The following is a 25516-nucleotide window of genomic DNA, read 5'->3' on the forward strand; positions in this document are numbered from 1 at the left end:
TTAAGTGAAGTTCATCCGAGGGCCTGCTGACGCAGCCAGCTCTGTAATAGCTTACCGTTGGGGGTCATATCGCTATCCTGACGCACGCAGAGATAGTAATCCCGGCCATCATCTATCGCCGTATCGAAGATTTTCACCAGCTCGCCGCTCTTCAGATAGGGGGCGATCAGCGGCTCGCGCATCAGCGCACAGCCCAGCCCGGCCTGCACCCCCGCCAGGGTCAGCAGGCCATCTTCAAACAGCGGCCCCGTCGAGCGCGGCGGCCGTTTAACCCCCTGCTGCACAAACCACTGGTTCCATGTCGTGCGCTCCTCGTCGTGCAGCAGCGGCATCTGCAGCAGCTGCTCCGGGGTATCGATATGCCCGTGCAGACGCAAAAAGGCCTGACTGCATACCGGCACCATTTTACCGGAAATCAGCTTTTCGCTTTGATAGCCCACCCAGTGACCGTTGCCAAAGCGAATCGACATATCGGAAGCATCGCTAAGGTAGTTGCGGTGGTTCGCGTAAACCACGTTGATTTCGGTATGCGGATTGGCGTGCACGAACGACGGCAGACGGGGAATAAACCAGCCCATGCCAAACAACGGGATCAGGCTGATCGTCACCTGCTGGGTTTGCACCTGATCGACCAGATGTTCGGTGGCCTGGCGCAGCACGTTAAACGCCGCGCGGATCGAGCGGTAATACTCCCGCCCCTGCTGGCTGAGGGTCAGCCGCCGCCCCTGGCGTTCGGTAAGCGGGATCTGCAGATAGCCTTCCAGCACCTTCAGCTGGTGGCTTACCGCCGAGGGTGAAATCGCCAGCTCCTGCGCCGCCAGGGTCACGCTGCCCAGGCGGGCGATCGCCTCGAAGGCGCGCACCGCCCGCAGCGGCGGATCGTTGGCTAACGTACTCTCAGACCAACTAACCGGCCCTTCTGACTGTTCTGTTTTTTTCATATATTGATTTTCTTAGCGTATTTCACTACTCGATGATTTATTTAATTATATTAAAAATCATAAAGATAGTTAACAACGCATTTATCATAAGAAAGAATATATGCGTATTTTACAATTTAATTCATTTGTTGGATGGTAGCTATTATTTGAGCATCTTGTCGGAAGAACCAGTTGGACACACTCATACAACAAATCATCAACGGGGTCATGCTCGGCAGCATCTACGCCCTGATCGCGCTCGGCTACACCATGGTGTACGGCATTCTGCGCATTATTAACTTTGCCCACGGCGATATTCTGATGGTCGGCGCGTTAACCACCCTTTCCGGGATGAACGCGCTGAATGCCCATTTCCCCACTCTGCCGCCGCTGGCGCAGCTGGGGCTGGCGCTGCTGCTGGCCATGGCGGTCTGCGCCCTGCTGGCGATGGCGGTCGAGCGCTTTGCCTACCGCCGCCTGCGTAACGCTCCGCGCCTGGCGCCGCTGATCTCCGGGATCGGCGTCTCGGTACTGCTGCAAACCGTAGCGATGATCGTCTGGTCGCGCAATCCGCTGATGTTCCCGCAGATCCTGCCGATGGATCCGATCGCCGTGACCCACGGCAGCGAAGCGCATCCTCCGGCGCTCATTACCGTCACCGGTATCGTCACCGTCACGCTGGCCCTCGCGGTAATGCTCGGCTTGTGGCTGCTGGTGGAGTACACCCGCTTAGGTCGCGGTATGCGCGCGGTGGCGGAAAATCCGCGCATCGCCACGCTGATGGGGGTGAACCCCAACGCGATTATCATCCTCACTTTCGCCATCGGCGGCGTATTCGCCGCGCTGGCTGGCGTGATGATGGCCAGCAACTACGGCAGCGCCAGCTTCTCCATGGGCTTTCTGCCCGGCATTAAAGCTTTCACCGCCGCGGTGCTCGGCGGCATCGGCAATATTCGCGGCGCGATGGTCGGCGGCCTGCTACTGGGCCTGATCGAATCCCTGGGGGCCGGCTATCTCGGCGACCTGACCAACGGCGTCTTTGGCAGCAACTACCAGGATATCTTCGCCTTTATGGTGCTGATTCTGGTGCTGGTCTTCCGCCCTGCCGGTTTACTCGGCGAACGCGTCGCGCACCGGGCCTAGGAGAAATATTATGACAACGGCACAACTCGATACGCCCGTCGTCTCCCGCCGCTTCTGGTCCGGGATGACCCTGTTCGTCTGCGCGCTGCTGGTGGCGCCGATGGTCGCCAGCCAGCTCGGCGGCAACTACTGGGTGCGGGTCATCGACTTCGCCCTGCTCTACATCATGCTGGCGCTGGGGCTGAATATCGTGGTCGGCTACACCGGCCTGCTGGATATGGGCTTTATCGCCTTCTATGCCGTCGGCGCATACCTGGCCGCTCTGCTGGCCTCGCCGCATCTGCTGGAGGTGTTCCCGCTGTTAAATAACCGGTTCCCGGAGGGCCTGCACACCTCGTGGCTGGTGATTATTCCGCTCGCCGCGCTGGTGGCGGCAGGCTGCGGGATCGTGCTGGGGGCGCCGACGCTGAAGCTGCGCGGCGACTACCTGGCCATTGTCACGCTCGGTTTTGGTGAGATTATCCGCATCCTGATGCGCAACCTCGACCGCCCGGTCAACATCACCAACGGCGCAAAAGGCATTTCCGGGGTCGACTCGCTGAACCTGTTCGGGCTGAAGTTTAGCGGCGTCTATCACTGGTTTGGTTTTAAAGTCCCGGCGCTGTGGCTGTGGTACTACCTGCTGATGCTGGTGATTGTGGCGATTATTTTCGTCTGCCTGCGGCTACAGCATTCGCGCATCGGCCGCGCCTGGCACGCCATCCGCGAGGATGAAGACGTCGCCCGCGCAATGGGCATCAATCTGCGTAACTACAAACTGCTGGCTTTCGCTATCGGCGCCTCGTTCGGCGGCGTGGCGGGGGCGCTGTTCGGCGCATTTCAGGGCTTCGTTTCGCCGGAATCCTTCACGCTACAGGAGTCAATTGCGGTACTGGCGATGGTGGTGCTGGGCGGGATGGGTCATATCCCCGGGGTGATCCTCGGCGCGGTGCTGCTGACCGCGCTGCCAGAGCTGCTGCGCAGCCAGGCGGCGCCGCTGCAGCAGGCGCTGTTTGGCGAAGTGCTGATTGACCCGGAAGTGCTGCGCCAGCTGTTCTACGGCCTGGCGCTGGTGCTGGTCATGCTCCTGCGCCCTCAGGGCATCTGGCCCGCGCGTCATCAGGGAGTCAAAGCATGAGTCTGTTAAGCGTACGCCACATGTCAAAACGCTTTGGTGGCCTGACGGCGGTCGATGACGTATCGCTGACCATTAATGAAGGTGAAATCTACGGCCTGATCGGCCCCAACGGCGCGGGGAAAACCACCTGCTTTAACCTGATTACCGGGCTGTACCCGGCGGACAGCGGCGAGTTCGCTATCGCCGGTGAGCCCTACTTCCCGAAGAATATCGAGAAAGTCACCGCCGCCGGCATCGCCCGCACCTTCCAGAACGTGCGGCTGTTTAACCAGATGTCGGTACTGGAGAACGTGATGGTCGGCCGCCACGTGCGCACCCGCAACGGTCTGTGGGCCGCGCTTACCCGCCATAAACGCGCCCGCACCGAAGAGGCGCAGACCCGCGAGCTGGCATGGCACTGGCTGGACTACACCGGCATTGCGCAGTTCGCCCACTACCGCGCCTGCGACCTCGCTTACGGCCACCAGCGGCGGCTGGAGATTGCCCGTGCGCTGGCTACCGATCCGCGCCTGCTGGCGCTGGATGAACCGGCGGCCGGGATGAACGCCGCCGAGAAGATGGCGCTGGGCGAACTGCTGCTGCGCATTCGTGATGACGGCAGAACGCTGCTGATGATTGAGCATGACGTCAAGCTGGTGATGGGGATCTGCGATCGCCTGATGGTGCTGGATTACGGCAAAACATTAACCAGCGGCACGCCGGAGACCGTGCGCCGCGATCCGGCGGTGATTGCCGCCTGGCTGGGAGGCAATGTCCATGTCTGATCTGTTAACCGTAACCGGCCTCAGCGTGCACTACGGCGGCATCCAGGCGGTACGCGACGTCTCATTCAGCGTTAAAGCGGGTGAGCAGACGACGTTGATCGGCGCCAACGGCGCGGGAAAAAGCTCCACCGTCCGCGCCATTACCGGGCTGGAACCCTTTAGCGGCGAGATTATTTTCAACGGTCAACCGGTTCGTCGACGCAAAGCGGAGTCGCTGCTGCGCGAAGGGCTGGTGATGGTACCGGAAGGCCGCGGCATCTTTACCCGCATGACGGTACTGGAAAACCTGCAGATGGGCGCCTGGCTGCGTCGCGATAGCGCGGCGGTCCGACAGGAGATGGACGAGATCTTCGCCAACTTCCCGCGCCTCGCCGAACGCCAGCACCAGCTGGCCGGGCTGCTCTCCGGTGGCGAACAGCAGCTGCTGGCGCTCAACCGCGCCCTGCTCAGCCAGCCGCGCCTGCTGATCCTCGATGAGCCCTCGATGGGGCTGGCGCCGCTGATGGTCGAGAACGTTTTCCGCGTGATCGCCACTCTCCGTCAGCGCGGCGTGGCGCTGCTGCTGATTGAGCAGAACGCGCGTCTGGCGCTGGAGGCCACCGACAGCGCGTGGGTGATGGACAGCGGCAGCATTGTGGAACGTGGTGCCTCGCAGGCGCTGCTGGCCGACGACCGTATCGCAAAGATTTATTTGGGCGAAGTGCCCGCATAACACTAACCAGCATCAGGGAAAAACAATGAAAACAGTCAAAATCAGTGCGCTCAGCGCCGCTATTCTGCTCAGTGGCTTCGCCTCATCCGCCGCATGGTCTGCGGCCAGCGAAACCGTGATTATCGGCCTGGCGGGCCCGCTGACCGGCCCTTCCGCGCGTATCGGCAAGGATCTCGAAAACGGCGCGCAGCTGGCGATTGACGATATCAACAAGCAACACCCGACCATCGGCGGCAAGGCGGTAACCTTTAAACTGCAATCTGAAGACGATCAGTCCGACCCGCGTACCGCCGTTGCCGTCGCTCAGCGTCTGGTGGATAGCGGCGTCGCCGGCGTCGTCGGCCACTGGAACACTGGCACCAGCATTCCCGCCGCACGGGTTTACCACGATGCCGGCATCGCCCAGGTCGCGCCGGTCGCTACCGGACACGCCTATACCAGACAGGGTTTCGACACCAGCTTCCGCGTGATGGGCCACGACGATGACGGCGGCCAGTTTGCCGGGCAGTACGCGGTACAAACCCTGAAGGCCAAACGCATCGCGGTGATCGATGACCGTACCGCTTTTGGTCAGGGGCTGGCGGACGAGTTTATTAAGTCGCTGGACGCGCAGGGGATCAAAATCGTCGATCGCCAGTATGTTGACGACAAAACGGTGGACTTCAGCGCCGTACTGACCGCCATCCGCAGTAAAAATGCCGATCTGATTTTCTTCGGCGGCGTCGATAGCCAGGCCGCTCCGCTGGCGCGTCGTATCAAACAGCTGGGCATGAACGCCACCCTGATGGGCGCCGGCGGTTTCGTCAGCCAGACCTTCCTGCAGCTGGCGCAAAAAGAGGGTGACGGCGTGGTGGCGCTGGAGCCGGGACTGCCGGTTGAACAGATGCCGGGCGGCAAAGCCTTTGAGCAGGCCTACCAGGCGCGCTATCACACCCATATCGAGCTGCACGCGCCGTTCGCCTATGACGCCACCCGCGTGCTGGTGGCGGCGATGGAAAAAGCTGACTCCGTCGACCCGGCCAACTATCTGCCCGCGCTACGCGCCATTAACTACTCCGGGGTCACCGGACACATCGCCTTTGATAAAGAGGGCAACCTGAAATCGCCAACCTTTACCGTCTACAAAGTCGTCGACGGCAAATGGCAGCCGCAAACCGTACTCGGCGGCGCAACAACGAAGTAACGCAGTGAGGCAATGTGATGAGTGATAATAATGAGCTGGGCATTCTCGCCCGCCGCAAAATTGAAGCCGAAATTATTAAGCCGATTTACGACATCCTGGTGCGCGAGATAGGTAAAGCTCGTGCCCAGGCGGTCATCGGCGAAGCCATTGAAAACGCCGCGATTGAGGCGGGAAAAACGTTTGCCCGCCAGGAGCCGAACGGCGCGAACATCCAGAGCTTTGTCGCCCTGCAATATCTGTGGGAAAAGGACAATGCCCTGGAGGTCAAGGTGCTGGACGCCGATGACCAGCAGTATAACTACAACGTCAACCGCTGCCGCTACGCCGAGATGTACCACGAGATGGGCCTCGGCGAGATTGGCCACCTGCTCTCCTGCGCCCGCGACGACAAGTTTATCGTCGGCTACGCGCCGGAGGTGGAGCTGACCCGCACCACCACCATCATGCAGGGCGGAAAGTGCTGCGACTTCCGCTATCGCGTGAAGAAGGACAAGCCATGATAGCCATCAACGCTGAACGTCTGTGGTCAACCCTCAACGAGATGGCGAGGATTGGGGCGACGCCGGCCGGCGGCGTCACCCGGCTGACGCTGAGCGACGAGGACCGCCAGGCGCGCGACCTGCTGCGCCAGTGGGCACAAGAAGCCGGTTTTCCCTGCGCAGTCGATAGCATGGGCAATATGTTTATCCGCCGCGCCGGAAAAAATCCGCAGCTGGCTCCGGTATTGACCGGTTCGCACGTCGATTCCCAGCCGCTCGGCGGCCGCTATGACGGGATTTACGGCGTGCTCGCCGGGCTGGAGGCGCTACGCACGCTGAACGAACGCGGCATTGAGACCGAACGCGATATCGTGCTGGTGAACTGGACCAATGAAGAAGGGGCGCGCTTTGCCCCGGCGATGCTGGCATCCGGCGTCTGGGCCGGGCAGTTCAGCGAAGCTTTCGCGCTGGCCCGCAAAGATCGCGACGACATCAGCGTCGGCGCGGCACTGGAGGCGATCGGCTACCGCGGCGAGCGTCCGACCGCCGCGTTCCCGGTTCATGCCTGTTATGAGGTGCATATCGAACAGGGGCCGATTCTGGAAGAAGAAGACGTTGATATCGGCCTCGTCCACGCGGCAATGGGCCAGCGCTGGTTCAACGTCACGCTGGAGGGCTTTTCCGCCCACGCCGGCACCACGCCGATGGGCAGCCGCCGCGATGCATTGACCGCTTTCGCCGAGCTGGCGCTGGCGGTGGAGCAAATCGGGATCGCCCACAACCCCGACGGACGGGCGACCATCGGCATGGCGCAGGTGATACCGGGTTCGCGCAACGTGGTGCCGGGGCGCGTCGAATGCAGCGTGGAATTCCGCCATCCGCAAAGCAGCGCGCTGGAGGCAATGGAACAGGCGTTGCGTCACGCTGCCGACAAGCTGGCCAGACGCGGGGTGCAGGCGCAAATCGAGCGCATTTTTGACTACGCGCCAATCGCCTTCAACGCCCAGTGTCTGGCGCGCAGCGAGCAGGCGGTTCAGATGCTCGGCTACAGCGCCAGACGCATGGTCTCCGGCGCCGGCCACGATACCTGCTATATCAGCAAGGTCGCGCCCGCCAGCATGATTTTCATCCCCTGCGAGAAGGGAATTAGCCATAACGAGGCGGAGAATATTCTGCCCACGTGGGCAGAAAAAGGGGCCAACGTACTGCTGCATAGCGTACTGCTCGCCGCCAGGGAAAAGTAAGCGCCCTTCTGCTGATCGTTCTGGCGCCGCGCGGTGCCAGAACGACAGCTCACCGCCGTGACGGTACGCCGGCTCCTTCCGGGAAGGAGATAACTGCAGGCATAACCAAATTAAAACAATATCTTAGATTGTTTACCCGCGCGGACAAAAAGCCATTTATTTGTGGATTATCTGCTAAAATCAGCCAATAGATCGCATAGAGCAGGCAGGTATGCGGACATAACGGCATGACATTCCGTTGTATTTCAGTTCAATTCAATGATTTTCGAATCGCTTCTTTTTTACTGCTGACGCCCGGGTACGTGTGAAAACGAAAAAGAGATCCTCAGCATCGTCCAATATTCTCCGCTATATCTGGGGATCCGCGCTGGCGACGATTTTTTTAACCACCATTCTCTCCTTCTGGCTGCTTTCCGGCTCGTGGGGAACGTGGAAAAGCGCGCATAACAATGTTACCCAGTTCGATATTTTCTACCGGGTACTGCAGGTCTCTAATGACCTGGCCGGTGAGCGCGCCTTCGTTAACGAGCTGATATTAAGCTCGCCTGAGGAGAAAGAGTCACGCTGGCAGGCGCTGGTCGCCCATCGCGACATCACCGACCGCGACATGCAAAAGATCCCGAAAAACCTGCTCTCTCCGGCGCTGATGGACGAAATGATGCAGCAGCTGGAGCGTTCCCGTCGTATTGCCGACCGCTTTCGCACCCAGGTGCTGAGCGACCCGCAGTCCGCAGATTTGGCCATTCACGATATGGTGGTGGCAACGGATTTCTATCATAAGGCGCTGTTCGAGCGCACCACCGAGTTTCTGCTGCTGGAGCCCAGCGCGCTGGGTCCGATTCTGCGCGCGCAGGCGCTGGGCGAGCTGCGCGATGCAACGGGTCGACTCGGTTCTCAGGTGCTGATTCCGCTGGCCACACACACCCCGATTCCGCGGGCCAACCGGGAAGGATTGATTCGCGGTATCGAACGGATCAATACCGCGTGGTGGCTGCTGCAAACGCAGGGCAATGAGGCCACCTATCTTCCCCACTTCCAGAAAACGCTGGAAAACACGCGCCGGGACTTTGAACATCAGGGCATTGCGTTAATCAATCAGTTAAGCGCTGAGAGCGACAGCGGTAAGCCCTATAGCGTGAGCGCCGAACAGTTTGCCGTCGATTATCACGCCAGCCTCAGTTCGTTTGATGATCTCCTCAATACCTATATGAACGGAGTAAAGGAGCACTACACCGCCGCCGAACATCGGGCCTTAGAGAATTTCCTGCTACGGCTGGTGGTGCTTGGGCTGGTGTATACCCTGACCATTGCGATGATTTTCTATATTCGCTCTCGCGTTTTACGCCCCATTCTGCGCTTAAATGAGCTCGCCGCGGCGCTGATTGCCGGAAAACAACTCCACGTCCAAATCGATGACGATACGGCAGAAGAGGTGCAGAGCCTGTTTTCATCCCTCGGGACCCTCGGGAAAAAACTCCGTGAAGATGCCCGCATCAGCCGCCAGTACCAGCGCCAGTCGGAAGAGGATCCGCTGACCCATCTGTTTAATCGCCGGGCATTTAACGCCCGGGCTGATGCGCTATTAAGTCAGTCCAGCAAGGCGCTTCCGGCCTGGTTAGTGATGCTCGACGTTGACCGCTTTAAGTCGATAAACGATAACTGGGGACACCCGATGGGTGACGAGGTGCTGGTTGCCCTGGCCAAAACCCTGAGTAAGTTGAGCCGCCCGGAAGACGTGGTGGGGCGCCTCGGCGGAGAAGAGTTCGCGGTCCTGTTTCTGGCCGCTTCGTCAGACGAAGTCGCCAGCTATACCGCGCGGATTCAGCAGGAAATCCGCAAGCTGACCCTCCATACGACCGGCGATATCACCTTTAAGATCACCGCCAGTTTCGGGGTAGCTAAAGGCTGGCAGTGCCCGCTGCAAGAGCTGATGTCGCGGGCCGACAGGGAGCTGTATAACGCCAAGAACAGCGGGCGTGACCGGATTTGCGGCCTCTCCTGAGCGCACCGGCGCCTGCGTGCCTTGCCATTTTAATCATCCCCCGGTTTAACAGCGCGAAGAGATAACCCTGATATCACCTCAGGGCTCTCTCTGCATTCGCTTAGTGCTTCTTACGGTTACGGCGCATGTCTATCGTCACCGCCGCAACAATAATAATCCCTTTGATAATATCCTGAACGTAAGCGTCGACGCCGACGAAGGTGAAGCCGCTTTTGATTAAGCCGAGAATCATCGCCCCAATCAGGGTGCCGGTGATGCGGCCGACGCCGCCCATCAGGCTGCTGCCGCCGATAACGGCCGCGGCGATAGCGTCCAGTTCGTAGGACATCCCCATACTGGACTGCCCGCTGCTGACGCGCGCCGCCAGCACAACCCCGGCCAGCCCCGACAGCGCGCCGGCGATGGTGTAGACGATAACCAGATACTTATTCACATTGATGCCGGATACTTTTGCCGAGGTCATGTTGCCGCCGATGGCGTAAACATATTTACCGTAGCGGGTGTGTTTCAGCGCGATGTGAAACAGAGCGGCAATCACGAAGAAAATAATCACCGGCATCGCCCCCTGACCAATCGACGTAAAGCTATCGGACAAGAAACTGATGGGATTTCCCTGGGTGTAATATTGCGCCAGACCGCGGGCAGAGACCATCATCCCGAGAGTGGCGATAAACGGCGGAATCCCGGTACGGGTGACCAAAAAGCCGTTGGTTAATCCGCAGATCAGCCCGACGCCAATCCCGGCGCAAATGGGAATGACCGCCGGTAGGTTAACCAGTGACGGGAACATCGGCGACAGGCTATCCGAGGTTTGTGCCAGGCTTGCCGCCACCACGGCAGCAAGGGCAATGACCGAGCCGGAGGAGAGGTCAATCCCGGTAGTGATAATGACCTGCGTGACGCCGACGGCGATAATCCCGATAATGGCGACCTGCAGGACAATCAACACCAGGCGGTTGGTGTTCATCAGGAAAGACTGGTCGCGGACAAACCAGCCGGCAATTTCAAAGGTCAGGGCGATGACCACCATAACAATAAAGATACCGGTATCTTTCGGTAATTTATGCCGTAAATTACCAAGGAAAGAGGATCGCGCATTTGCAGCTGTTGCGGTCAGTTTCATATTGCTCATTCTCTACACCTCAGTGGGATGCCAACGACAAAATGGTTTCCTGATCGGCCTCGTCTTTGTCGAGGATGCCGGTAATACGTCCTTCGTGCATGACCATAACGCGATCGCTCATGCCCAGAATTTCCGGCAGTTCAGAAGAGACCATAATCACCGCAACGCCGCGGTTCGCCAGTTCGCTAATCAGGTGATAAATTTCAGCTTTCGCCCCCACGTCAATCCCGCGGGTTGGCTCATCAAGAATTAATATTTTGGGCTGCGCTAAAAGCCAGCGGGCAATTAAGACCTTTTGCTGATTACCGCCGCTCAGGTTATTAATAATCTGATCCATGGTCGGGGTTTTAATATTCAGACGACGGATCTGTTCCATGCAGTCTTGCGCCATCTTCATATGTTTGACAAACCCGCTCTTGCCGATATATTCCGGCATATTGACGATACTCATGTTTTCCATCACCGAGAGCACGAGGAACAGTCCGGACTTTTTGCGGTCTTCGGTCAGCAGCGCCATCCCTTTTTCGATGGCCACGGAAGGCGAGTCGATGATCACCGGCTGGCCGTCAATCAACACTTCGCCACTGTCAAAGCGCTCCATCCCGAACAGGCTCTCCATCACTTCACTGCGCCCGGCGCCAACCAGACCCGCAACGCCGAGAATTTCGCCACGGCGGACGCTGAAATTCACCTCCTCAAAATAGCCTTTGCGCGACAGATTACGGACCGTCAGCACCTCTTCGCCAATGGTATTATTGAATTTCGGGAACAGCTGAGTTAATTCGCGGCCCACCATCTGGGTAATAAGCGACTGACGGGTAAATTCGCCCGTCTGCCGGCTGCCCACCCAGGTCCCGTCGCGAAAGACGCTAATTTCATCGGTAATCGCGAAAATCTCATCCATCTTGTGGCTGATATAAATAATGGCTTTACCCTGTTCGCGTAAATCGCGAATGATGGTGAACAGGTGGGCCACTTCACTTTCCGTCAGCGCCGAGGTGGGTTCATCCATAATGACAATATCCGCGTTCCACGATACCGCTTTGGCTATTTCCACCATTTGCTGGGCGGCAATGCTGAGCTCGCCCACCAGCCGGTCGGCGGATAAACGGATATTCAGTTTATTGAGCAGTGTCTGCGTCTGGCGGGCCAACTGTCGATGGTCGACAAAACCGTATTTCATCGGCTCGCGCCCCAGCCAGATATTTTCTGCCACCGTCATATGCGGCACCAGATTCAGCTCCTGGTGGATCATGGAGATCCCCGCGCGCAGCGCATCCATCGTATCCTGGAACTGCACCGGTTCGCCCTTCACCCGGATCGCGCCCTTATCGGGACGGTAAATCCCGATAAGGCACTTCATTAACGTCGACTTTCCCGCACCATTCTCCCCCATCAGGGCGTGCACCGTCCCCGGGCGCACGCGTAATGAGACATTATCGAGCGCCTTCACGCCAGGAAAGAACTTACTGATACCTTCGGCTTCAAGTGCAAAAGCGTTCATACCTCCCCCTCCGTACCGCTGAGCCAGAAATGATTATTTTTGATTACGGCTGACAAATTCAGACATATTCTCTTTGGTAATCAGCTGGTAAGGGACATCGATGACTTTTTCGACTTTTTCCCCGTTCGCCAGTTTGACGGCTGCATCCACCGCCCCTTCCCCCTGGCCTTTAGCATCCTGGAAAATGGTGGCGATCATCTTGCCGTTTTTCAGCATCTGCAGTGCGTCAGGGGTCCCATCGACGCCGGCAATCAGAATGTGCTTCGGATTGCTCCCCAGCGCCTGCAGCGCGCCAATCGCCATTTCATCGTTATTGGAGGCGATCGCCTGAATATCTTCCCCACTGGTCATCCAGTTACTCACCACATCTACGGCATCGTTACGCATGAATTTCGCCGTTTGCTTCTGAACGATCTTGATATCCGGGTATTTCGCAACCACCTCTTCTACGCCTTTGGTACGATCGCGAGTTGATTCGTTCGCCAGGTCGCCCAGCAGAATCGCCACGTTGCCTTTGCCGTTCATCGCCTTCGCCAGCGCTTCCATCTGCAGACGGCCGGCCAGCACCGAATCCGAACCGACGTAGGCCATTTTGTCGGTCAGCGTAATCTGCGGACGGCGGTTAACGAAGACCAGCGGAATGCCGGCTTTGGTCGCCTGATCGATAATCGGCTTCACGGCGTTGGTATCGACCGGGTTGACGATGATGGCATCGACGCCCTGACCAATAAAGTTCTGCACCTGCTGCAGCTGCTGCGCGACATCACCCTTGGCATCCTCTACCTGCGACTTCACCCCCTCTTTTTGCATCTCTTTTTGCATGGCGGTACGCAGGATAGTCAGGAAGTTATCGTCGAAAAGCGCCATGGAAACGCCGACGGAGAGATCTTTTGCCATCACCGCAGCGGGCAACATACAGACTAACAAAGAGGCAACAATCGTTTTCTTGATGTTCATAGTTGTTCCTTGGGGTTCAGTGATATGCCAGTTCATTGAGATGAAATGAAAGATTCATTTCGTAAATGCGTGTTGCTGATACCTGCCGGATCGCCAGCCAGAAGTTTCACTTCTGAGCGCGCTGTTTTTGCACATGTTTATCAGAACCACCTAATTCAGTGGTTTTTTAGTGAATTATTAAAACAGCAGTTCATAAAACATACGATTTATCACCCGGAAAATTTCAGACGTTTTATTTCATTAACAACACATATGAAACTTTTATAATTAAATAACTGAAATGAAAATTTTAAAACTGCCTGATAACAGAACTTTGACAGATATCTAACATTGCGGCATAAACGCGCAAAAAATGAGAGGCGCCCAGCAGTTTGCAGACAAGTCACAGGCCCGCCGCTGGCAATCCGCCAGAGAAGATTTTCCGCCTAAAGAAGAGGGGGATTTGAAACGTCAGCGATCCTTTCAGGAGGGCCGTTACAAATTGATCCGATTTTCACTCCCGTCATGATGAGAGGAAAAGAGCGCCCGCTTTGTCATCCGCTGCCGGTATCAGGCTAACGGTTTCAACATGTTAGCGTGATGACCACGCTCACCTGGCTCGCACACGCCGCCGTGTACCGCCCGGCAGGTCTATTCCCATGACCATCGCAGGGGCATAGACTGCTCACATCTTTCATTGTGCCCCGCAAGGCAACCCGATATGTCGCGTCTCTTTTCGCTGAAATTCGCCCTTCCGGCGCTCGCACTTTCCCTCTCTTCGCAGGTTGCGGCGGCGCCCGATATAGAGGTAGGTTTTTCCCCCGAAGGCTCTGCCCGCCAACTGGTATTAGAGACCATTAATCAGGCGCAAACCTCGCTCCAGATGATTGCCTACTCTTTTCAGGCGCCTGATATTGCGCGGGCGCTTGTCGCCGCCCATGACCGCGGCGTCAAGGTGCAAATCGTGGTCGATAAAAGACGCAACGCGGTGGAAGCCAGCCAAAAGATAATGAAGTATGTTGCGGAGCACGGGGTGGCATTACGTATTGATGGCCACTATCACATCCAACACGATAAGACGATTATTGCCGATGGGGCGACGGTTGAAACCGGGTCATTTAACTATGCTCCGTCCGCCGAAACAAAAAATAGTGAAAACGTCGTGGTGATACGTCATCAGAAAGCCGTGGCCTGCCAGTATATCGCCCACTGGCAGTCGAGATGGGAGCTGGGTGTCCCTTATGCGGGGTAAATACGCGTAAAAAACGCCGTCTTCACCCGGCCCGCGGCGCAGCATGAAGACGGCGGTTGCATACTGGAAAAGTCAGTCCGTGACTTTCAAAGCCAGCTCATAGGCACTGGTTTTTCCTTCATCGCGCGCGCCGCCCATCTGATACACGCGGACGGTATATTTTCCGTTGGTTTCGAGGCGCTGCTCAAAAGCACCTTCTGTCATCGAGCCATTAAAAATGGTTTCGTTCGCGGGGTTGATCACGTTGAAATAAGGATGGGGCCATTTGCTCTTCATGGTGACGTGCATTAGCTGACCTGCTTTCGCCACCAGCGTGTAATCTTTCACATCGGCGCCGCTCAGGGCATTTTTAATGGTGGTTCCGCTGGTACCTTTATCGAAATGAACCGGGATTGTATTTATCTTATAACCCGCCATGACAGATAATGGTGCGAATAAACAACCAGCGCAGATCAAGCTACCAACAATTAACTTTAAATTTTTCATTTAATTAACACCTTATGTTTTTATATCTGGTGTTATAACACATAAGGTATTCCAGAAAAATTTCAGGAAATAGATTGAAACGATTTCATCGTCGTCTCGCGGTGAAGTAAATCGCTATAGATAGCAGTTAATATCCCACCGGGGCGAAACTCTTTCTTTATCCACTGCGTCACCTGCCCACTGGCCGCATGCTGGGTCGCCAGCAGCATTCCTGAATCCTGGCGCGGGTTATGAATCTGGCGGGTAATCAGCCGGTTTTCCGCCATGGCCTCACGAACCATATAATCCGGCAGAAAACCAATGCCTTCACCGAGGATCTGGCACTGGCATTTGGTATTAAAGTCCGGCACCAGAATCGCCTCCTGCCCGTGCAGTAACCAACCCACTTTCTTATTAATGGTGCTGGCGGTGTCCTCCACCATAATATTGGGGTAAAGCCGTAGCTGGCTTTCCGCTATGGGTTCCGGCATAAACGCCAGCGGATGATCCGGGGCAATGGCGAAGACCCAACGAATGGCACCAATTTCAGTGTAGTCAATGCCGCCGCCGTCGAGCAGCGTATCCGGCGCGCCAATCGCGATATTAGCCTGCTGATTAATTATCGCATCCCAGACGCCGTTATACACCTCCGTGGTAACGGTAATCTGGCAGGTTGGAAACTGTTTTTTGAGCACCTGCAACAGACGCGCCGTGTGCCGCGGCGTATAAAGCAGCTGGTTGATGCAGATACGGACCCGGGCCTCAATCCCCTGGGCTATGGTATCTATGCTGCGCTTGATGGCATGAAAATCATTGAGCAAATCCGTGGCCTTACGGAAAAGATAGTAGCCGGACTCGGTCAGCTCGATGCTACGGGTATTACGGGTAAACAGCACCACGTCCAGCCCCGTCTCCATGCGCTTGATGGTGTAGCTGATGGCTGATGTCGTCAGCCCCAGCTCGTCTGCGGCTTTGCTGAAACTGCCAAAGCGCGCCGCCGTGGTAAATGCCAGCAGATTTTCTTCAGTAAAAATTGAGTTCATTGGCCCGCTCCTGCTTTCGTCAACCGCTCATTAGCCCCACTCTGCAATCGACTCTATTTCCTGTCCCTGCCATCGGCAATCATTTTTGAATATCTTTTAACACCATACGAATTGTCGGCCCGCGCGGGCCGCGAAATTCTCCGCGGCGTCATGGTTCAGCGCGAGCTTTTTGAGGTTGCCTCGCTCAGTTTACGACCGGTATATTCGGAAATCAGCCCCACGCCGTTGCCGGCCAAAAAACCCAGCAGCGTCACCGGCCAGTTCATCCCGGAGGCGAAAAACAGCGTCATGCCAAGAAAGCCGCCGGGAATAAACGCGGTGAGGGAAAAGCGCCCCTGCCAGACAATCACCGCGGAGAACGGCACCGTGGTGATAACGCTGGCCCAGAAGGATGATATCCCGGTGGCGGCAGTCAGCCCACCCGCGGCCATCGCCGCCAGAAATGCCCACGCGGCGCCGGTGTAGTTGACAAAAAGACTCTTCACAAACCCCTCTTTACCGCCGCCTGCCGCATAAAAACTGCAAAAGGCGACAAAGCCGATCGTGCCAAGCAATCCCCAGCGCGGATCAAGCCCAACCTGCGAGGAGATCAACTGCCAGATCCCGGCACAAATGCCGACAGTAATCCCCGTTGCGGTGAGTCCGTTCATCTCTTCCCCCTCGTGATAGTGGTCGTGGAAATTGGTTTCGTTCGGGAACTATATAGAAATAATCCCCTCTTGAATTACGGGAAATCGCATGCAAGAAACAAACATTGCACTGCCGCACAGTCTGCATCCATTATTAAAAAATATTCAACAATGAGTGGGGTTATCGCGAATAAAATTTAAGCGGGTTCTTTTATCTATTTTTGGTTGCTATGCTCAGGTCATCAAAAAGTCTCAGCCGCCACCACAGGAGTAAGATGATGACCACGGAAAATATTATTGCTGAATATCTTTTGGCTGCGGAGCAAGGCAATGTCGAACAATTAAAAACCTGTTTAGCCCGTGGCGTCGATATTAATGCCAGCAATCGCCAGGGGCGAACCGCTATTACTCTGGCCAGCCTGAATAAACATTATGCCTGCGTGTCTGTGCTCATTGCCGCTGGTGTCGATATTGATAAGCAGGACCAGACCTGTTTTAACCCGTTCTTACTGAGCTGCCTGAATAATGACGTCGAGCTGCTGCATTTAATTCTGCCAGCGAAACCTGACCTTACGCGCTTAAGCCGTTTCGGCGGCGTCGGTCTGACGCCGGCCTGCGAAAAGGGTCATCTTGAGATCGTAAAAATTCTGCTGACCGAAACCGATATTAACGTCAACCACACTAACTTTGTCGGCTGGACGCCGCTGCTGGAAGCGATTGTTTTAAACGATGGCGGCGCAACGCAGCAGGAGATCGTTAAGCTGCTGCTGGACCACGGCGCCAATCCCCATATGACCGATAAATATGGCAAAACGCCGCTGGAACTGGCGTGGGATAAGGGCTTTGCTGAAATCGCCCACCTGCTGGTTGCCGCCGGCGCCTGAGGAAGGAGAACGGCCATCGACACCTCCTTACGGCGGTGTGTGCAAGCGCTAACTGCGGATGAGAGCTTTCTCACTCAACGCGGCGGCGGACGGGTCGAGCAGGTCTTCTCGCGTGCGGTCAACCTGCGGATTCCCGACAAGCCAGGGCTCCTGACGCTGCTGTGCGCCGCATATGACAATGCGCCCAACAGCTGTAGGTTAGCACTCACCTACTTTGACAACCTGTTCCGGCCAGGGGAAAGCGTCCGGTTCACCGATTCAGGAATGTATATTGGCAATGATAAATGGATAGACCTCCAGCGCTGTGAGCGCTGGCAAATGCCAACGGCCGTATTAAGCGCGGCAGCATTGACCCGGATAGCCTGGCGACGCTGGCAAAACATTATCATTGAGCAACTGCATGAGGACGATACCTTATTTCTTTATCGCGGCGACAACCCGTTTTATAAAGCGATGGGGCGCGAATTACAGTATCGCCGGAAAACATTATTTAACGCCCTTCGGCAAAATAAAAATATCAGTGCCGCCATCACTAATATGCTCGGACTAGGTATTGGCCTGACGCCATCGGCGGATGATTACCTGGTAGGCCTTAGCGTTATTTTATTTATTAACGGACATCCGGCTAATCAATACCGGGATGTATTTTTAGCGGCGCTGCAGTGTGCCAGACATAACACCACGCCGCTCAGCGCGATTACGCTGGAGGCAGCTATTAATCAGCGCTATCGCGAAAGTATCGCCGGATTGATTAACCTCATGATTAATCAACCGACAATCTTTTCTATTGCGGCAATTGCCAATATTAAAAATATTGGCTCAAGTTCCGGCAGCGACATGCTATTGGGCATGGCGGATGCCTGCGCGCTGAGCCAAACGTATGGAGGGAATTATGTCAGTTAAAATAGTCGTGAAGAAGAATACCTATTTTGATTCCGTCTCATTAATGTCGATATCCACCCGCGCCAATAAGATCGACGGCGTAGAGCAGGCATTTGTCGCGATGGCGACCGAAATGAACAAAGGAGTCCTGAAGAATCTGGGACTGCTGACACCGGAGCTGGAAGCAGCGAAAAACGGCGACCTGATGATCGTCATTAATGGCCAGGACGGCGCCGATAACGAGCAAATTCTCGCCGGGATCGAAGCGCTATTTAGCCAAAAAGCGCAAAGCGGCCAGCACGAAGCGCGCTATGCCACCCTCGCCAGCGCTAAAAAACATCTTCCGGACAGCAATATGGCGGTTATCTCAGTCAACGGACTGTTCGCCGCCCGCGAAGCACGACAGGCGTTACAAAACGGTCTCAACGTGATGTTGTTTTCCGATAACGTCTCTCTCGAGGACGAACGCGCGCTGAAACAACTGGCCCATGAGAAAGGTTTGCTGCTGATGGGGCCAGACTGCGGGACCGCCATCATTAACGGCACCGGTCTGTGCTTCGCAAATGCGGTACGCCGCGGCAACATCGGTATTATCGGCGCCTCTGGCACCGGTAGCCAGGAGCTGAGCGTGCGTATTCACGCGTTCGGCGGCGGCATATCACAACTTATCGGCACCGGCGGTCGCGACCTGAGTGAAAAAATCGGCGGCATGATGATGCTCGATGCCATTCAGATGCTGGAAGCGGATCCGCAAACGGAAATTATCGCCCTCGTCTCGAAGCCGCCCGCCCCGACCGTGGCGAAAAAAGTGCTGGAGCGCGCACGCGCCTGCCGTAAACCGGTTGTCGTGTGCTTCCTGGGCCGCGCCGAACCACCGGCCGATGAGCAAGGTCTGCAGTTTGCCCGCGGCACCAGAGAAGCGGCGCTGAAGGCGGTACTGCTGAGCGGCGTTAAGCAACAAAATCTCGATTTGCCCCCGCTGGACCCGGCATTGATTGCTGAAATTCGTGCACAGCTCACGCCGCAGCAGAAATACATTCGCGGCCTGTTCTGCGGCGGCACGCTGTGCGACGAAACCATGTTCGCCGTCCTGGAAAAACAGGCCGAAGTTTACAGTAACATTCAGCCGGATCCGGCTTATCGCCTGAGCGATATCAACCACAGCATCAAGCACACCTTCCTCGATTTCGGCGATGACGACTTCACCAATGGTAAACCGCACCCGATGATCGACCCAACCAACCGCATCAGCCGCCTGCTGCAGGAAGCGCGCGATCCAGAAGTTGCGGCGATCGTGATGGACTTCGTGCTGGGCTTTGGGTCGCATGAAGATCCGGTCGGGTCGACGATCGAGGCGATCAAAGAGGCAAAAGCCATTGCCGCCGCCGATGGCCGTCGGCTGACGATCCTCGCTTACGTTTTAGGCACCGATATCGATACGCCATCGCGGGAACAACAGCGCCTGATGCTTAGCGAGGCGGGCGTCATTCTGGCCAACAGCAGTACCGAGACCGGCCTGCTGGCGCGTGAACTTATCTGCAAAGGGGAGAACGCCTGATGAATCAGTCACTATTCAGCCAGCCGCTGAACGTTATTAATGTCGGGATCGCGATGTTCAGCGATGATCTGAAAAAGCAGCATACGGCGGTGACCCAGCTCGACTGGACGCCGCCAGGCCAGGGCAATATGCGGGTGGTCAATGCCCTCGACGCGCTTGCCGACTCCGCGCTGGCGGATAAAATCGCCGCCGCCAACCAGCAGGCGCTGGAACGCATTATCCAGTCGCATCCGGTGCTGACGGGCTTCGACCAGGCCATCAACGTGGTGCCTGGGATGACGGCAAAAACCATTCTCCACGCCGGGCCGCCGGTAACGTGGGAAAAGATGTGCGGAGCGATGAAAGGTGCGGTCACCGGCGCGCTGGTATTTGAAGGGCTGGCAAACGATCTGGCTGATGCCGCCGAACTGGCCGCTTCAGGTGAAATCACCTTCTCGCCATGTCACGAACATGACTGCGTCGGGTCTATGGCCGGCGTCACCTCCGCCTCCATGTTTATGCATATTGTCGAGAACAAAACCTACGGCAACATCGCTTATACCAACATGAGCGAGCAGATGGCGAAGATCCTGCGCATGGGGGCTAACGACCAGAGCGTTATCGACCGTCTGAACTGGATGCGTGACGTCCAGGGGCCGATGCTGCGCGACGCCATGAAGGTGATTGGCGAAATCGATCTGCGCCTGATGCTGGCGCAGGCCCTGCATATGGGCGATGAGTGCCACAACCGCAACAATGCCGGTACCACGCTACTGATCCAGGCGCTGACGCCGGGCATTATTCAGGCCGGCTATCCGGTCGAACAGCAGCGTGAAGTCTTTGAATTCGTCGCCAGCAGCGACTATTTCTCCGGCCCGACGTGGATGGCGATGTGTAAAGCCGCGATGGATGCCGCCCACGGCATTGAGTACAGCACCGTCGTTACCACCATGGCGCGTAACGGCGTCGAGTTCGGTCTGCGAGTCAGCGGGTTGCCGGGAGAGTGGTTCACCGGCCCGGCGCAGCAGGTGATCGGCCCGATGTTTGCCGGTTATAAGCCGGAGGATTCCGGTCTCGATATCGGCGATAGCGCGATTACCGAAACCTACGGCATTGGCGGTTTCGCTATGGCAACGGCACCGGCCATCGTCGCACTGGTTGGCGGAACGGTGGACGAGGCCATCGATTTCTCCCGCCAGATGCGTGAAATCACCCTCGGTGAAAACCCCAACGTCACTATCCCGCTGCTCGGGTTTATGGGTGTGCCGACCGCTATCGATATTACCCGCGTCGGCAGCAGCGGTATTCTGCCGGTGATCAATACCGCCATCGCCCACAAAGATGCGGGCATCGGTATGATCGGCGCCGGCATCGTCCACCCGCCGTTTGCCTGTTTTGAAAAAGCCATTTTGCGCTGGGTCGAACGTTACGGCGCTTAAAAACATCCCCGGCCCGGGGCGAAAGCGCCCTGGCCGGGCTGACCGGGCGATAAATCTGATAACAACAACGCCATTACCTTCTGTACCGGGAACCTACACGATGAAAGAACTTGTGGTCGTTGCCATTGGCGGCAACAGTATCATCAAAGATAACGCCAGCCAGTCAATTGAACATCAGGCTGAAGCGGTCAAGGCCGTGGCGGATACGGTGCTGGCCATGCTGGCGTCGGACTACCATCTTGTCCTGACCCACGGCAACGGGCCGCAGGTCGGACTGGATTTACGCCGCGCTGAAATCGCTCATGAGTGCGAAGGTCTGCCGCTGACGCCGCTGGCCAACTGCGTTGCCGACACCCAGGGTGGAATCGGCTACCTGATTCAGCAGGCGCTCAATAATCGCCTGGCCCACCGCGGCGAACAAAAAGCGGTGACCGTCGTCACCCAGGTCGAAGTCGATAAAAATGACCCCGGCTTTACCCACCCGACGAAACCGATTGGCGCTTTTTTTAGCGAAGCCCAGCGCGATGATCTCCGGCAGACGCATCCGGACTGGCACTTCGTCGAAGATGCCGGGCGTGGCTATCGGCGGGTGGTCGCCTCGCCGGAACCCAAACGCATCGTGGAAGCCGAAGCCATTAAAGCGCTGACCCGACAAGGGTTCGTGGTGATCGGCGCCGGCGGCGGCGGCATCCCTGTAGTCCGCTGCGCGCAGGGAGATTATCAGAGCGTTGATGCGGTGATTGATAAGGATCTCTCAACCGCGCTACTGGCACGGGAGATTCACGCCGATATCCTGGCCATCACCACCGGCGTTGAAAAAGTGTGCATTCACTTTGGGCAGCCCCGGCAGCAGGCGCTGGGGACGGTCAATATCAGCGATATGACCCGCTATATGCAGGAAGGTCACTTTCCGGCCGGCAGCATGTTGCCCAAAATCGTCGCCAGCCTCGCGTTTTTAAAGCATGGCGGCAAGCGGGTGATTATCACCACGCCGGAGTGTTTACCCGCTGCGCTGCGCGGAGAGACCGGTACCCATCTTGTGCACGACTGAGCAAATGAAAAGAAAGAAAAAGGAAGATTCATGAATAAAGACAATAGCCGTCGCGAATTTCTCAGCCAGAGCGGAAAAATGGTCACCGCCGCCGCACCCGTCGTTTACGCCGATGAGCGCTCGATATCCGCGACGACCTGCGACAACCAAAAGGTTATCAGCCCCGACGACACCCACTACTATCTCGATAATGTCCTGCTGGAAAGCGGCTTTGAGTATGAAAATGACGTAGTAGTACACACTCGTACCGAACGGCAAACCCTCGAGATTGCCGACGGCAAAATTATCGCGCTCCACAACCATCGCAGCCACCCTGATGCCTCCCTGCCCCGCTATGATGCCGGCGGTAAGCTGATGCTCCCGGCGATGCGCGATATGCATATCCATCTGGATAAAACCTTTTACGGCGGCCCGTGGCGTTCACTCAACCGCCCGGCGGGCACCACGATTCAGGACATGATTAAGCTTGAGCAGAAGCTGTTGCCTGAGCTCCAGCCGTACACCCGCCAGCACGCGGAAAAACTGATCGACCTGCTCCAGTCAAAAGGGTCAACGATAGCCCGCAGCCACTGCAATATCGAACCCACCTCCGGGTTGAAAAACCTCGAAGATCTGCAGGCAGTCCTCGCGCACCGCCAGCCGGGTTTCGCCTGCGAGATTGTCGCTTTTCCGCAGCACGGACTCCTGCTGTCAAAATCAGAACCGCTGGTACGTGAAGCCATGCAGGCCGGCGCACACTACGTCGGTGGCCTCGATCCGACCAACGTTGATGGAGCGATGGAGAAATCCCTCGATACCATGTTCCAGATAGCGCTGGATTATAACAAAGGGGTCGATATCCATCTCCACGAAACCAGCCCGGCGGGCGTCGCGGCGATAAACTATATGGTAGAGACCGTAGAGAAAACCCCGGCGCTAAAAGGCAAGCTGACTATCAGCCACGCTTTTGCGCTGGCGACATTGAACGAACAGCAGGTTGAGGCCATTGCCAGCCGCATGGCGGCCCAGCACATCACCATCGCCTCCACCGTGCCGATCGGTACCCTGCACATGCCGCTGCAGCAGCTGCGGGATAAAGGGGTATTTGTAATGACCGGCACCGACAGCGTGATTGACCATTGGTCGCCATACGGCCTGGGCGACATGCTGGAAAAAGCCAATCTCTACGCCCAGCTCTATATTCGCCCCAACGAACAGACCCTTTCGCGTTCGCTGGCAATTGCCACCGGCAACGTACTGCCGCTCAACGATCAAGGCCAGCGCGTCTGGCCGAAAGAGCAGGATGAGGCCAGCTTTGTGCTGGTCGATGCCTCCTGCTCCGCCGAAGCGGTGGCACGCATTTCACCGCGTACCGCGACCTTCCACAAGGGCAAGATGGTTTGGGGCAGCGTCGGCGCCTGAACATGACCGCATAAAAAGCCCCGGCAAACCGGTGCTTTCGCCCGGCGGCGCTACGCTTACCCAGGCCTCGAGGCTGAATGCGGTCGACAGGCCGGGCAAGGCGCAGCCGCCACCCGGCCAATAAACGCAAAACCCCGGCACCGGGCCGGGGTTTTATTTTTCACATCTCGCGGTTATTTCTGCGGACGCATCGCCGGGAACAAGATCACGTCGCGGATGGTGTGGCTGTTGGTAAACAGCATCACCATCCGGTCAATCCCGATGCCCAGACCGGCGGTCGGCGGCAGACCATACTCCAGCGCAGTGACGTAGTCTTCGTCGTAGAACATCGCTTCATCATCCCCGGCGGCTTTCGCATTCACCTGGTCCTGGAAGCGCTGCGCCTGGTCTTCCGCGTCGTTGAGCTCGCTGAAGCCGTTACCGATTTCGCGGCCGCCGATAAAGAACTCAAAGCGGTCGGTAATTTCCGGATTCACGTCATTACGGCGCGCCAGCGGAGAGACTTCCGCCGGGTATTCGGTGATAAAGGTCGGCTGAATCAGGTGCGCTTCCGCCACTTCATCAAAGATTTCCGTGACGATACGACCCAGGCCCCAGCTCTTCTCAACGTGAATACCGATGGACTCCGCAAGGGCTTTCGCCGCGTCGAAGTTATCGAGATCCGCCATCTCGGTTTCCGGACGGTATTTCTTGATAGCCTCACGCATGGTCAGCTTTTCAAACGGTTTGCCGAAGTCGAAGATCTGGTCGCCGTATGGAACTTCTGTTTTACCCAGCACGGTCTGCGCCAGGGTGCGGAACAGGGATTCGGTCAGCTCGATCAGATCTTTGTAATCCGCGTACGCCATATAGAGTTCCATCATGGTGAACTCTGGGTTGTGACGCACGGAGATGCCTTCGTTACGGAAGTTACGGTTGATTTCGAATACGCGTTCGAAGCCGCCCACAACCAGACGCTTCAGATACAGTTCCGGCGCGATACGCAGGTACATGTCCATATCCAGCGCGTTGTGATGGGTGATGAACGGACGGGCAGACGCGCCGCCGGGGATCACCTGCATCATCGGGGTTTCGACTTCCATAAAACCGCGGCCTACCATGAACTGGCGCATCGTCGCGAGGATCTGCGAACGGACTTTAAACGTGCGGCGGGATTCGTCGTTGGCGATCAGATCCAGATAGCGCTGACGGTAACGGACTTCCTGATCCTGCAGGCCGTGAAATTTGTCCGGCAGCGGGCGCAGAGCTTTGGTCAGCAGACGCAGCTCAGTACAGTGGATAGACAGCTCGCCGGTTTGGGTTTTAAACAGCTTACCGCGGGCGGCAATAATGTCGCCAAGGTCCCACTTTTTGAACTGTTCGTTATAGACGCCTTCCGGCAGATCGTCGCGCGCAACGTACAGCTGAATACGCCCGCCGACGTCCTGCAGAGTGACGAAAGAGGCTTTCCCCATGATGCGACGGGTCATCATACGACCAGCAACGGAGACTTCAACGTTCAAGGAGGTGAGTGCTTCGTTATCCTTGTCATCGAATTCAGTGTGCAACTGGTCAGAAGTATGGTCACGACGAAAATCATTCGGGAACGGGATACCCTGCTCACGAAGCTGAGCCAGCTTTTCACGACGGGTTTTCAGTTCATTATTAAGGTCAATTGCCTCATCGGCACTTTGTGCTTGTTGTTCAGACATGTTGGTTCCTCATAACCCTGCTTTCAAACTTGCTTCGATAAATTGCGCCAGGCCACTATCCAGCGCGGCCTGGTCAGTGCGGGTCTCTACACCAGTGCGCGGCCGATCGTTGACG

General features: G+C 56.9%; 23 protein-coding genes and 1 pseudogene. 15 read left to right on the plus strand and 9 right to left on the minus strand.

The window, feature by feature from the left end; genetic code table 11:
• Window positions 1-11 precede the first annotated feature (11 nt).
• On the minus strand, window positions 12-941 hold the full coding sequence (locus tag OQV00_RS19855) for a LysR substrate-binding domain-containing protein (protein ID WP_004859015.1): 930 nt from the start codon (window positions 939-941) through the stop codon (window positions 12-14).
• A 207-nt stretch (window positions 942-1148) separates the two neighbouring features.
• Here OQV00_RS19855 and OQV00_RS19860 point away from each other — a divergent pair, with 207 nt between their 5' ends.
• The 8 genes from OQV00_RS19860 (at window position 1149) to OQV00_RS19895 (ending at window position 9564) form a co-directional block, all read left to right on the plus strand.
• Window positions 1149-2063: a branched-chain amino acid ABC transporter permease gene (locus OQV00_RS19860; protein ID WP_226949282.1), complete on the plus strand. Its 915-nt coding sequence runs from the start codon at window positions 1149-1151 to the stop codon at window positions 2061-2063.
• 10 nt (window positions 2064-2073) lie between these two features.
• A complete protein-coding gene (locus tag OQV00_RS19865; protein ID WP_064357314.1) occupies window positions 2074-3180 on the plus strand; it encodes a branched-chain amino acid ABC transporter permease in 1107 nt (368 codons plus the stop codon).
• Window positions 3177-3944 carry an ABC transporter ATP-binding protein gene (locus OQV00_RS19870; RefSeq protein ID WP_097357531.1) on the plus strand — a complete coding sequence of 256 codons (768 nt, stop codon included), beginning with the start codon at window positions 3177-3179 and terminating at the stop codon, window positions 3942-3944. Before OQV00_RS19865 ends, OQV00_RS19870 begins: the two co-directional genes overlap by 4 nt.
• The gene (locus OQV00_RS19875; RefSeq protein WP_266279299.1) at window positions 3937-4656 is read left to right on the plus strand and encodes an ABC transporter ATP-binding protein; all 720 of its coding nucleotides are present in this window, start codon (window positions 3937-3939) and stop codon (window positions 4654-4656) included. The genes OQV00_RS19870 and OQV00_RS19875 overlap by 8 nt, the downstream gene beginning before the upstream one ends.
• A gap of 25 nt (window positions 4657-4681) precedes the next feature.
• A complete protein-coding gene (locus tag OQV00_RS19880) occupies window positions 4682-5839 on the plus strand; it encodes a branched-chain amino acid ABC transporter substrate-binding protein (RefSeq protein WP_004858995.1) in 1158 nt (385 codons plus the stop codon).
• A 17-nt stretch (window positions 5840-5856) separates the two neighbouring features.
• Window positions 5857-6339 (plus strand): L-2-amino-thiazoline-4-carboxylic acid hydrolase, encoded by a 483-nt coding sequence (locus tag OQV00_RS19885; protein ID WP_004858992.1) that lies wholly within the window; start codon window positions 5857-5859, stop codon window positions 6337-6339.
• Window positions 6336-7562, plus strand: a complete 1227-nt coding sequence (locus OQV00_RS19890) for a Zn-dependent hydrolase (RefSeq protein WP_266279301.1) — start codon at window positions 6336-6338, stop codon at window positions 7560-7562. Before OQV00_RS19885 ends, OQV00_RS19890 begins: the two co-directional genes overlap by 4 nt.
• A gap of 304 nt (window positions 7563-7866) precedes the next feature.
• Complete coding sequence (locus OQV00_RS19895; RefSeq protein WP_266279303.1) at window positions 7867-9564, plus strand: GGDEF domain-containing protein; 1698 nt, start codon at window positions 7867-7869, stop codon at window positions 9562-9564.
• Between the two features lie 100 nt (window positions 9565-9664).
• On the opposite strand, the gene OQV00_RS19900 is transcribed toward OQV00_RS19895, so the two are convergent.
• The 3 genes from OQV00_RS19900 to OQV00_RS19910 are packed head-to-tail and all read right to left on the minus strand — an operon-like array spanning window position 9665 to window position 13148.
• Complete coding sequence (locus tag OQV00_RS19900) at window positions 9665-10687, minus strand: ABC transporter permease (protein WP_172418225.1); 1023 nt, start codon at window positions 10685-10687, stop codon at window positions 9665-9667.
• A gap of 19 nt (window positions 10688-10706) precedes the next feature.
• Window positions 10707-12191, minus strand: a complete 1485-nt coding sequence (locus OQV00_RS19905) for a sugar ABC transporter ATP-binding protein (protein ID WP_004858981.1) — start codon at window positions 12189-12191, stop codon at window positions 10707-10709.
• 33 nt (window positions 12192-12224) lie between these two features.
• Window positions 12225-13148, minus strand: a complete 924-nt coding sequence (locus OQV00_RS19910) for a sugar ABC transporter substrate-binding protein (protein ID WP_004858977.1) — start codon at window positions 13146-13148, stop codon at window positions 12225-12227.
• A 700-nt stretch (window positions 13149-13848) separates the two neighbouring features.
• Between OQV00_RS19910 and OQV00_RS19915 the strand changes: the two genes are divergently transcribed.
• On the plus strand, window positions 13849-14379 hold the full coding sequence (locus OQV00_RS19915; RefSeq protein ID WP_071359206.1) for a phospholipase D family nuclease: 531 nt from the start codon (window positions 13849-13851) through the stop codon (window positions 14377-14379).
• A gap of 72 nt (window positions 14380-14451) precedes the next feature.
• On the opposite strand, the gene OQV00_RS19920 is transcribed toward OQV00_RS19915, so the two are convergent.
• The 3 genes from OQV00_RS19920 to OQV00_RS19930 all read right to left on the minus strand — a co-directional run bounded on the left by OQV00_RS19920 (window position 14452) and on the right by OQV00_RS19930 (window position 16537).
• A complete protein-coding gene (locus OQV00_RS19920) occupies window positions 14452-14865 on the minus strand; it encodes a hypothetical protein (RefSeq protein ID WP_004858972.1) in 414 nt (137 codons plus the stop codon).
• A gap of 62 nt (window positions 14866-14927) precedes the next feature.
• Window positions 14928-15887, minus strand: a complete 960-nt coding sequence (locus OQV00_RS19925; protein ID WP_004858969.1) for a LysR substrate-binding domain-containing protein — start codon at window positions 15885-15887, stop codon at window positions 14928-14930.
• A gap of 155 nt (window positions 15888-16042) precedes the next feature.
• The gene (locus OQV00_RS19930; RefSeq protein WP_044352006.1) at window positions 16043-16537 is read right to left on the minus strand and encodes a DUF1097 domain-containing protein; all 495 of its coding nucleotides are present in this window, start codon (window positions 16535-16537) and stop codon (window positions 16043-16045) included.
• A gap of 257 nt (window positions 16538-16794) precedes the next feature.
• Here OQV00_RS19930 and OQV00_RS19935 point away from each other — a divergent pair, with 257 nt between their 5' ends.
• The 6 genes from OQV00_RS19935 to OQV00_RS19960 all read left to right on the plus strand — a co-directional run bounded on the left by OQV00_RS19935 (window position 16795) and on the right by OQV00_RS19960 (window position 23710).
• Window positions 16795-17400 (plus strand): ankyrin repeat domain-containing protein, encoded by a 606-nt coding sequence (locus OQV00_RS19935; protein ID WP_004858963.1) that lies wholly within the window; start codon window positions 16795-16797, stop codon window positions 17398-17400.
• A 39-nt stretch (window positions 17401-17439) separates the two neighbouring features.
• A complete protein-coding gene (locus OQV00_RS19940) occupies window positions 17440-18303 on the plus strand; it encodes an oxamate carbamoyltransferase subunit AllH family protein (RefSeq protein WP_266279308.1) in 864 nt (287 codons plus the stop codon).
• A complete protein-coding gene (fdrA, locus tag OQV00_RS19945; RefSeq protein ID WP_086817154.1) occupies window positions 18293-19840 on the plus strand; it encodes an acyl-CoA synthetase FdrA in 1548 nt (515 codons plus the stop codon). Before OQV00_RS19940 ends, fdrA begins: the two co-directional genes overlap by 11 nt.
• Window positions 19840-21258, plus strand: a complete 1419-nt coding sequence (locus OQV00_RS19950; protein WP_004858953.1) for a YlbE family protein — start codon at window positions 19840-19842, stop codon at window positions 21256-21258. Before fdrA ends, OQV00_RS19950 begins: the two co-directional genes overlap by 1 nt.
• A 100-nt stretch (window positions 21259-21358) precedes the next feature.
• On the plus strand, window positions 21359-22309 hold the full coding sequence (locus OQV00_RS19955; protein ID WP_015584985.1) for a carbamate kinase family protein: 951 nt from the start codon (window positions 21359-21361) through the stop codon (window positions 22307-22309).
• A 30-nt stretch (window positions 22310-22339) separates the two neighbouring features.
• Complete coding sequence (locus tag OQV00_RS19960; RefSeq protein ID WP_266279311.1) at window positions 22340-23710, plus strand: amidohydrolase family protein; 1371 nt, start codon at window positions 22340-22342, stop codon at window positions 23708-23710.
• A 173-nt stretch (window positions 23711-23883) separates the two neighbouring features.
• Here the strand turns inward: OQV00_RS19960 and lysS are convergent, their stop codons facing one another.
• Both lysS and OQV00_RS27175 read right to left on the minus strand, forming a co-directional pair.
• Window positions 23884-25401, minus strand: a complete 1518-nt coding sequence (gene lysS, locus OQV00_RS19965; RefSeq protein ID WP_004858943.1) for a lysine--tRNA ligase — start codon at window positions 25399-25401, stop codon at window positions 23884-23886.
• A 9-nt stretch (window positions 25402-25410) separates the two neighbouring features.
• Window positions 25411-25500: pseudogene (locus OQV00_RS27175) on the minus strand (hypothetical protein); the annotation flags it as partial.
• Between the last annotated feature and the right edge of the window lie 16 nt (window positions 25501-25516).

Origin of the sequence: Klebsiella sp. DY2415, from assembly GCF_026314315.1 — a bacterium.
Classification (GTDB): domain Bacteria; phylum Pseudomonadota; class Gammaproteobacteria; order Enterobacterales; family Enterobacteriaceae; genus Klebsiella; species Klebsiella ornithinolytica.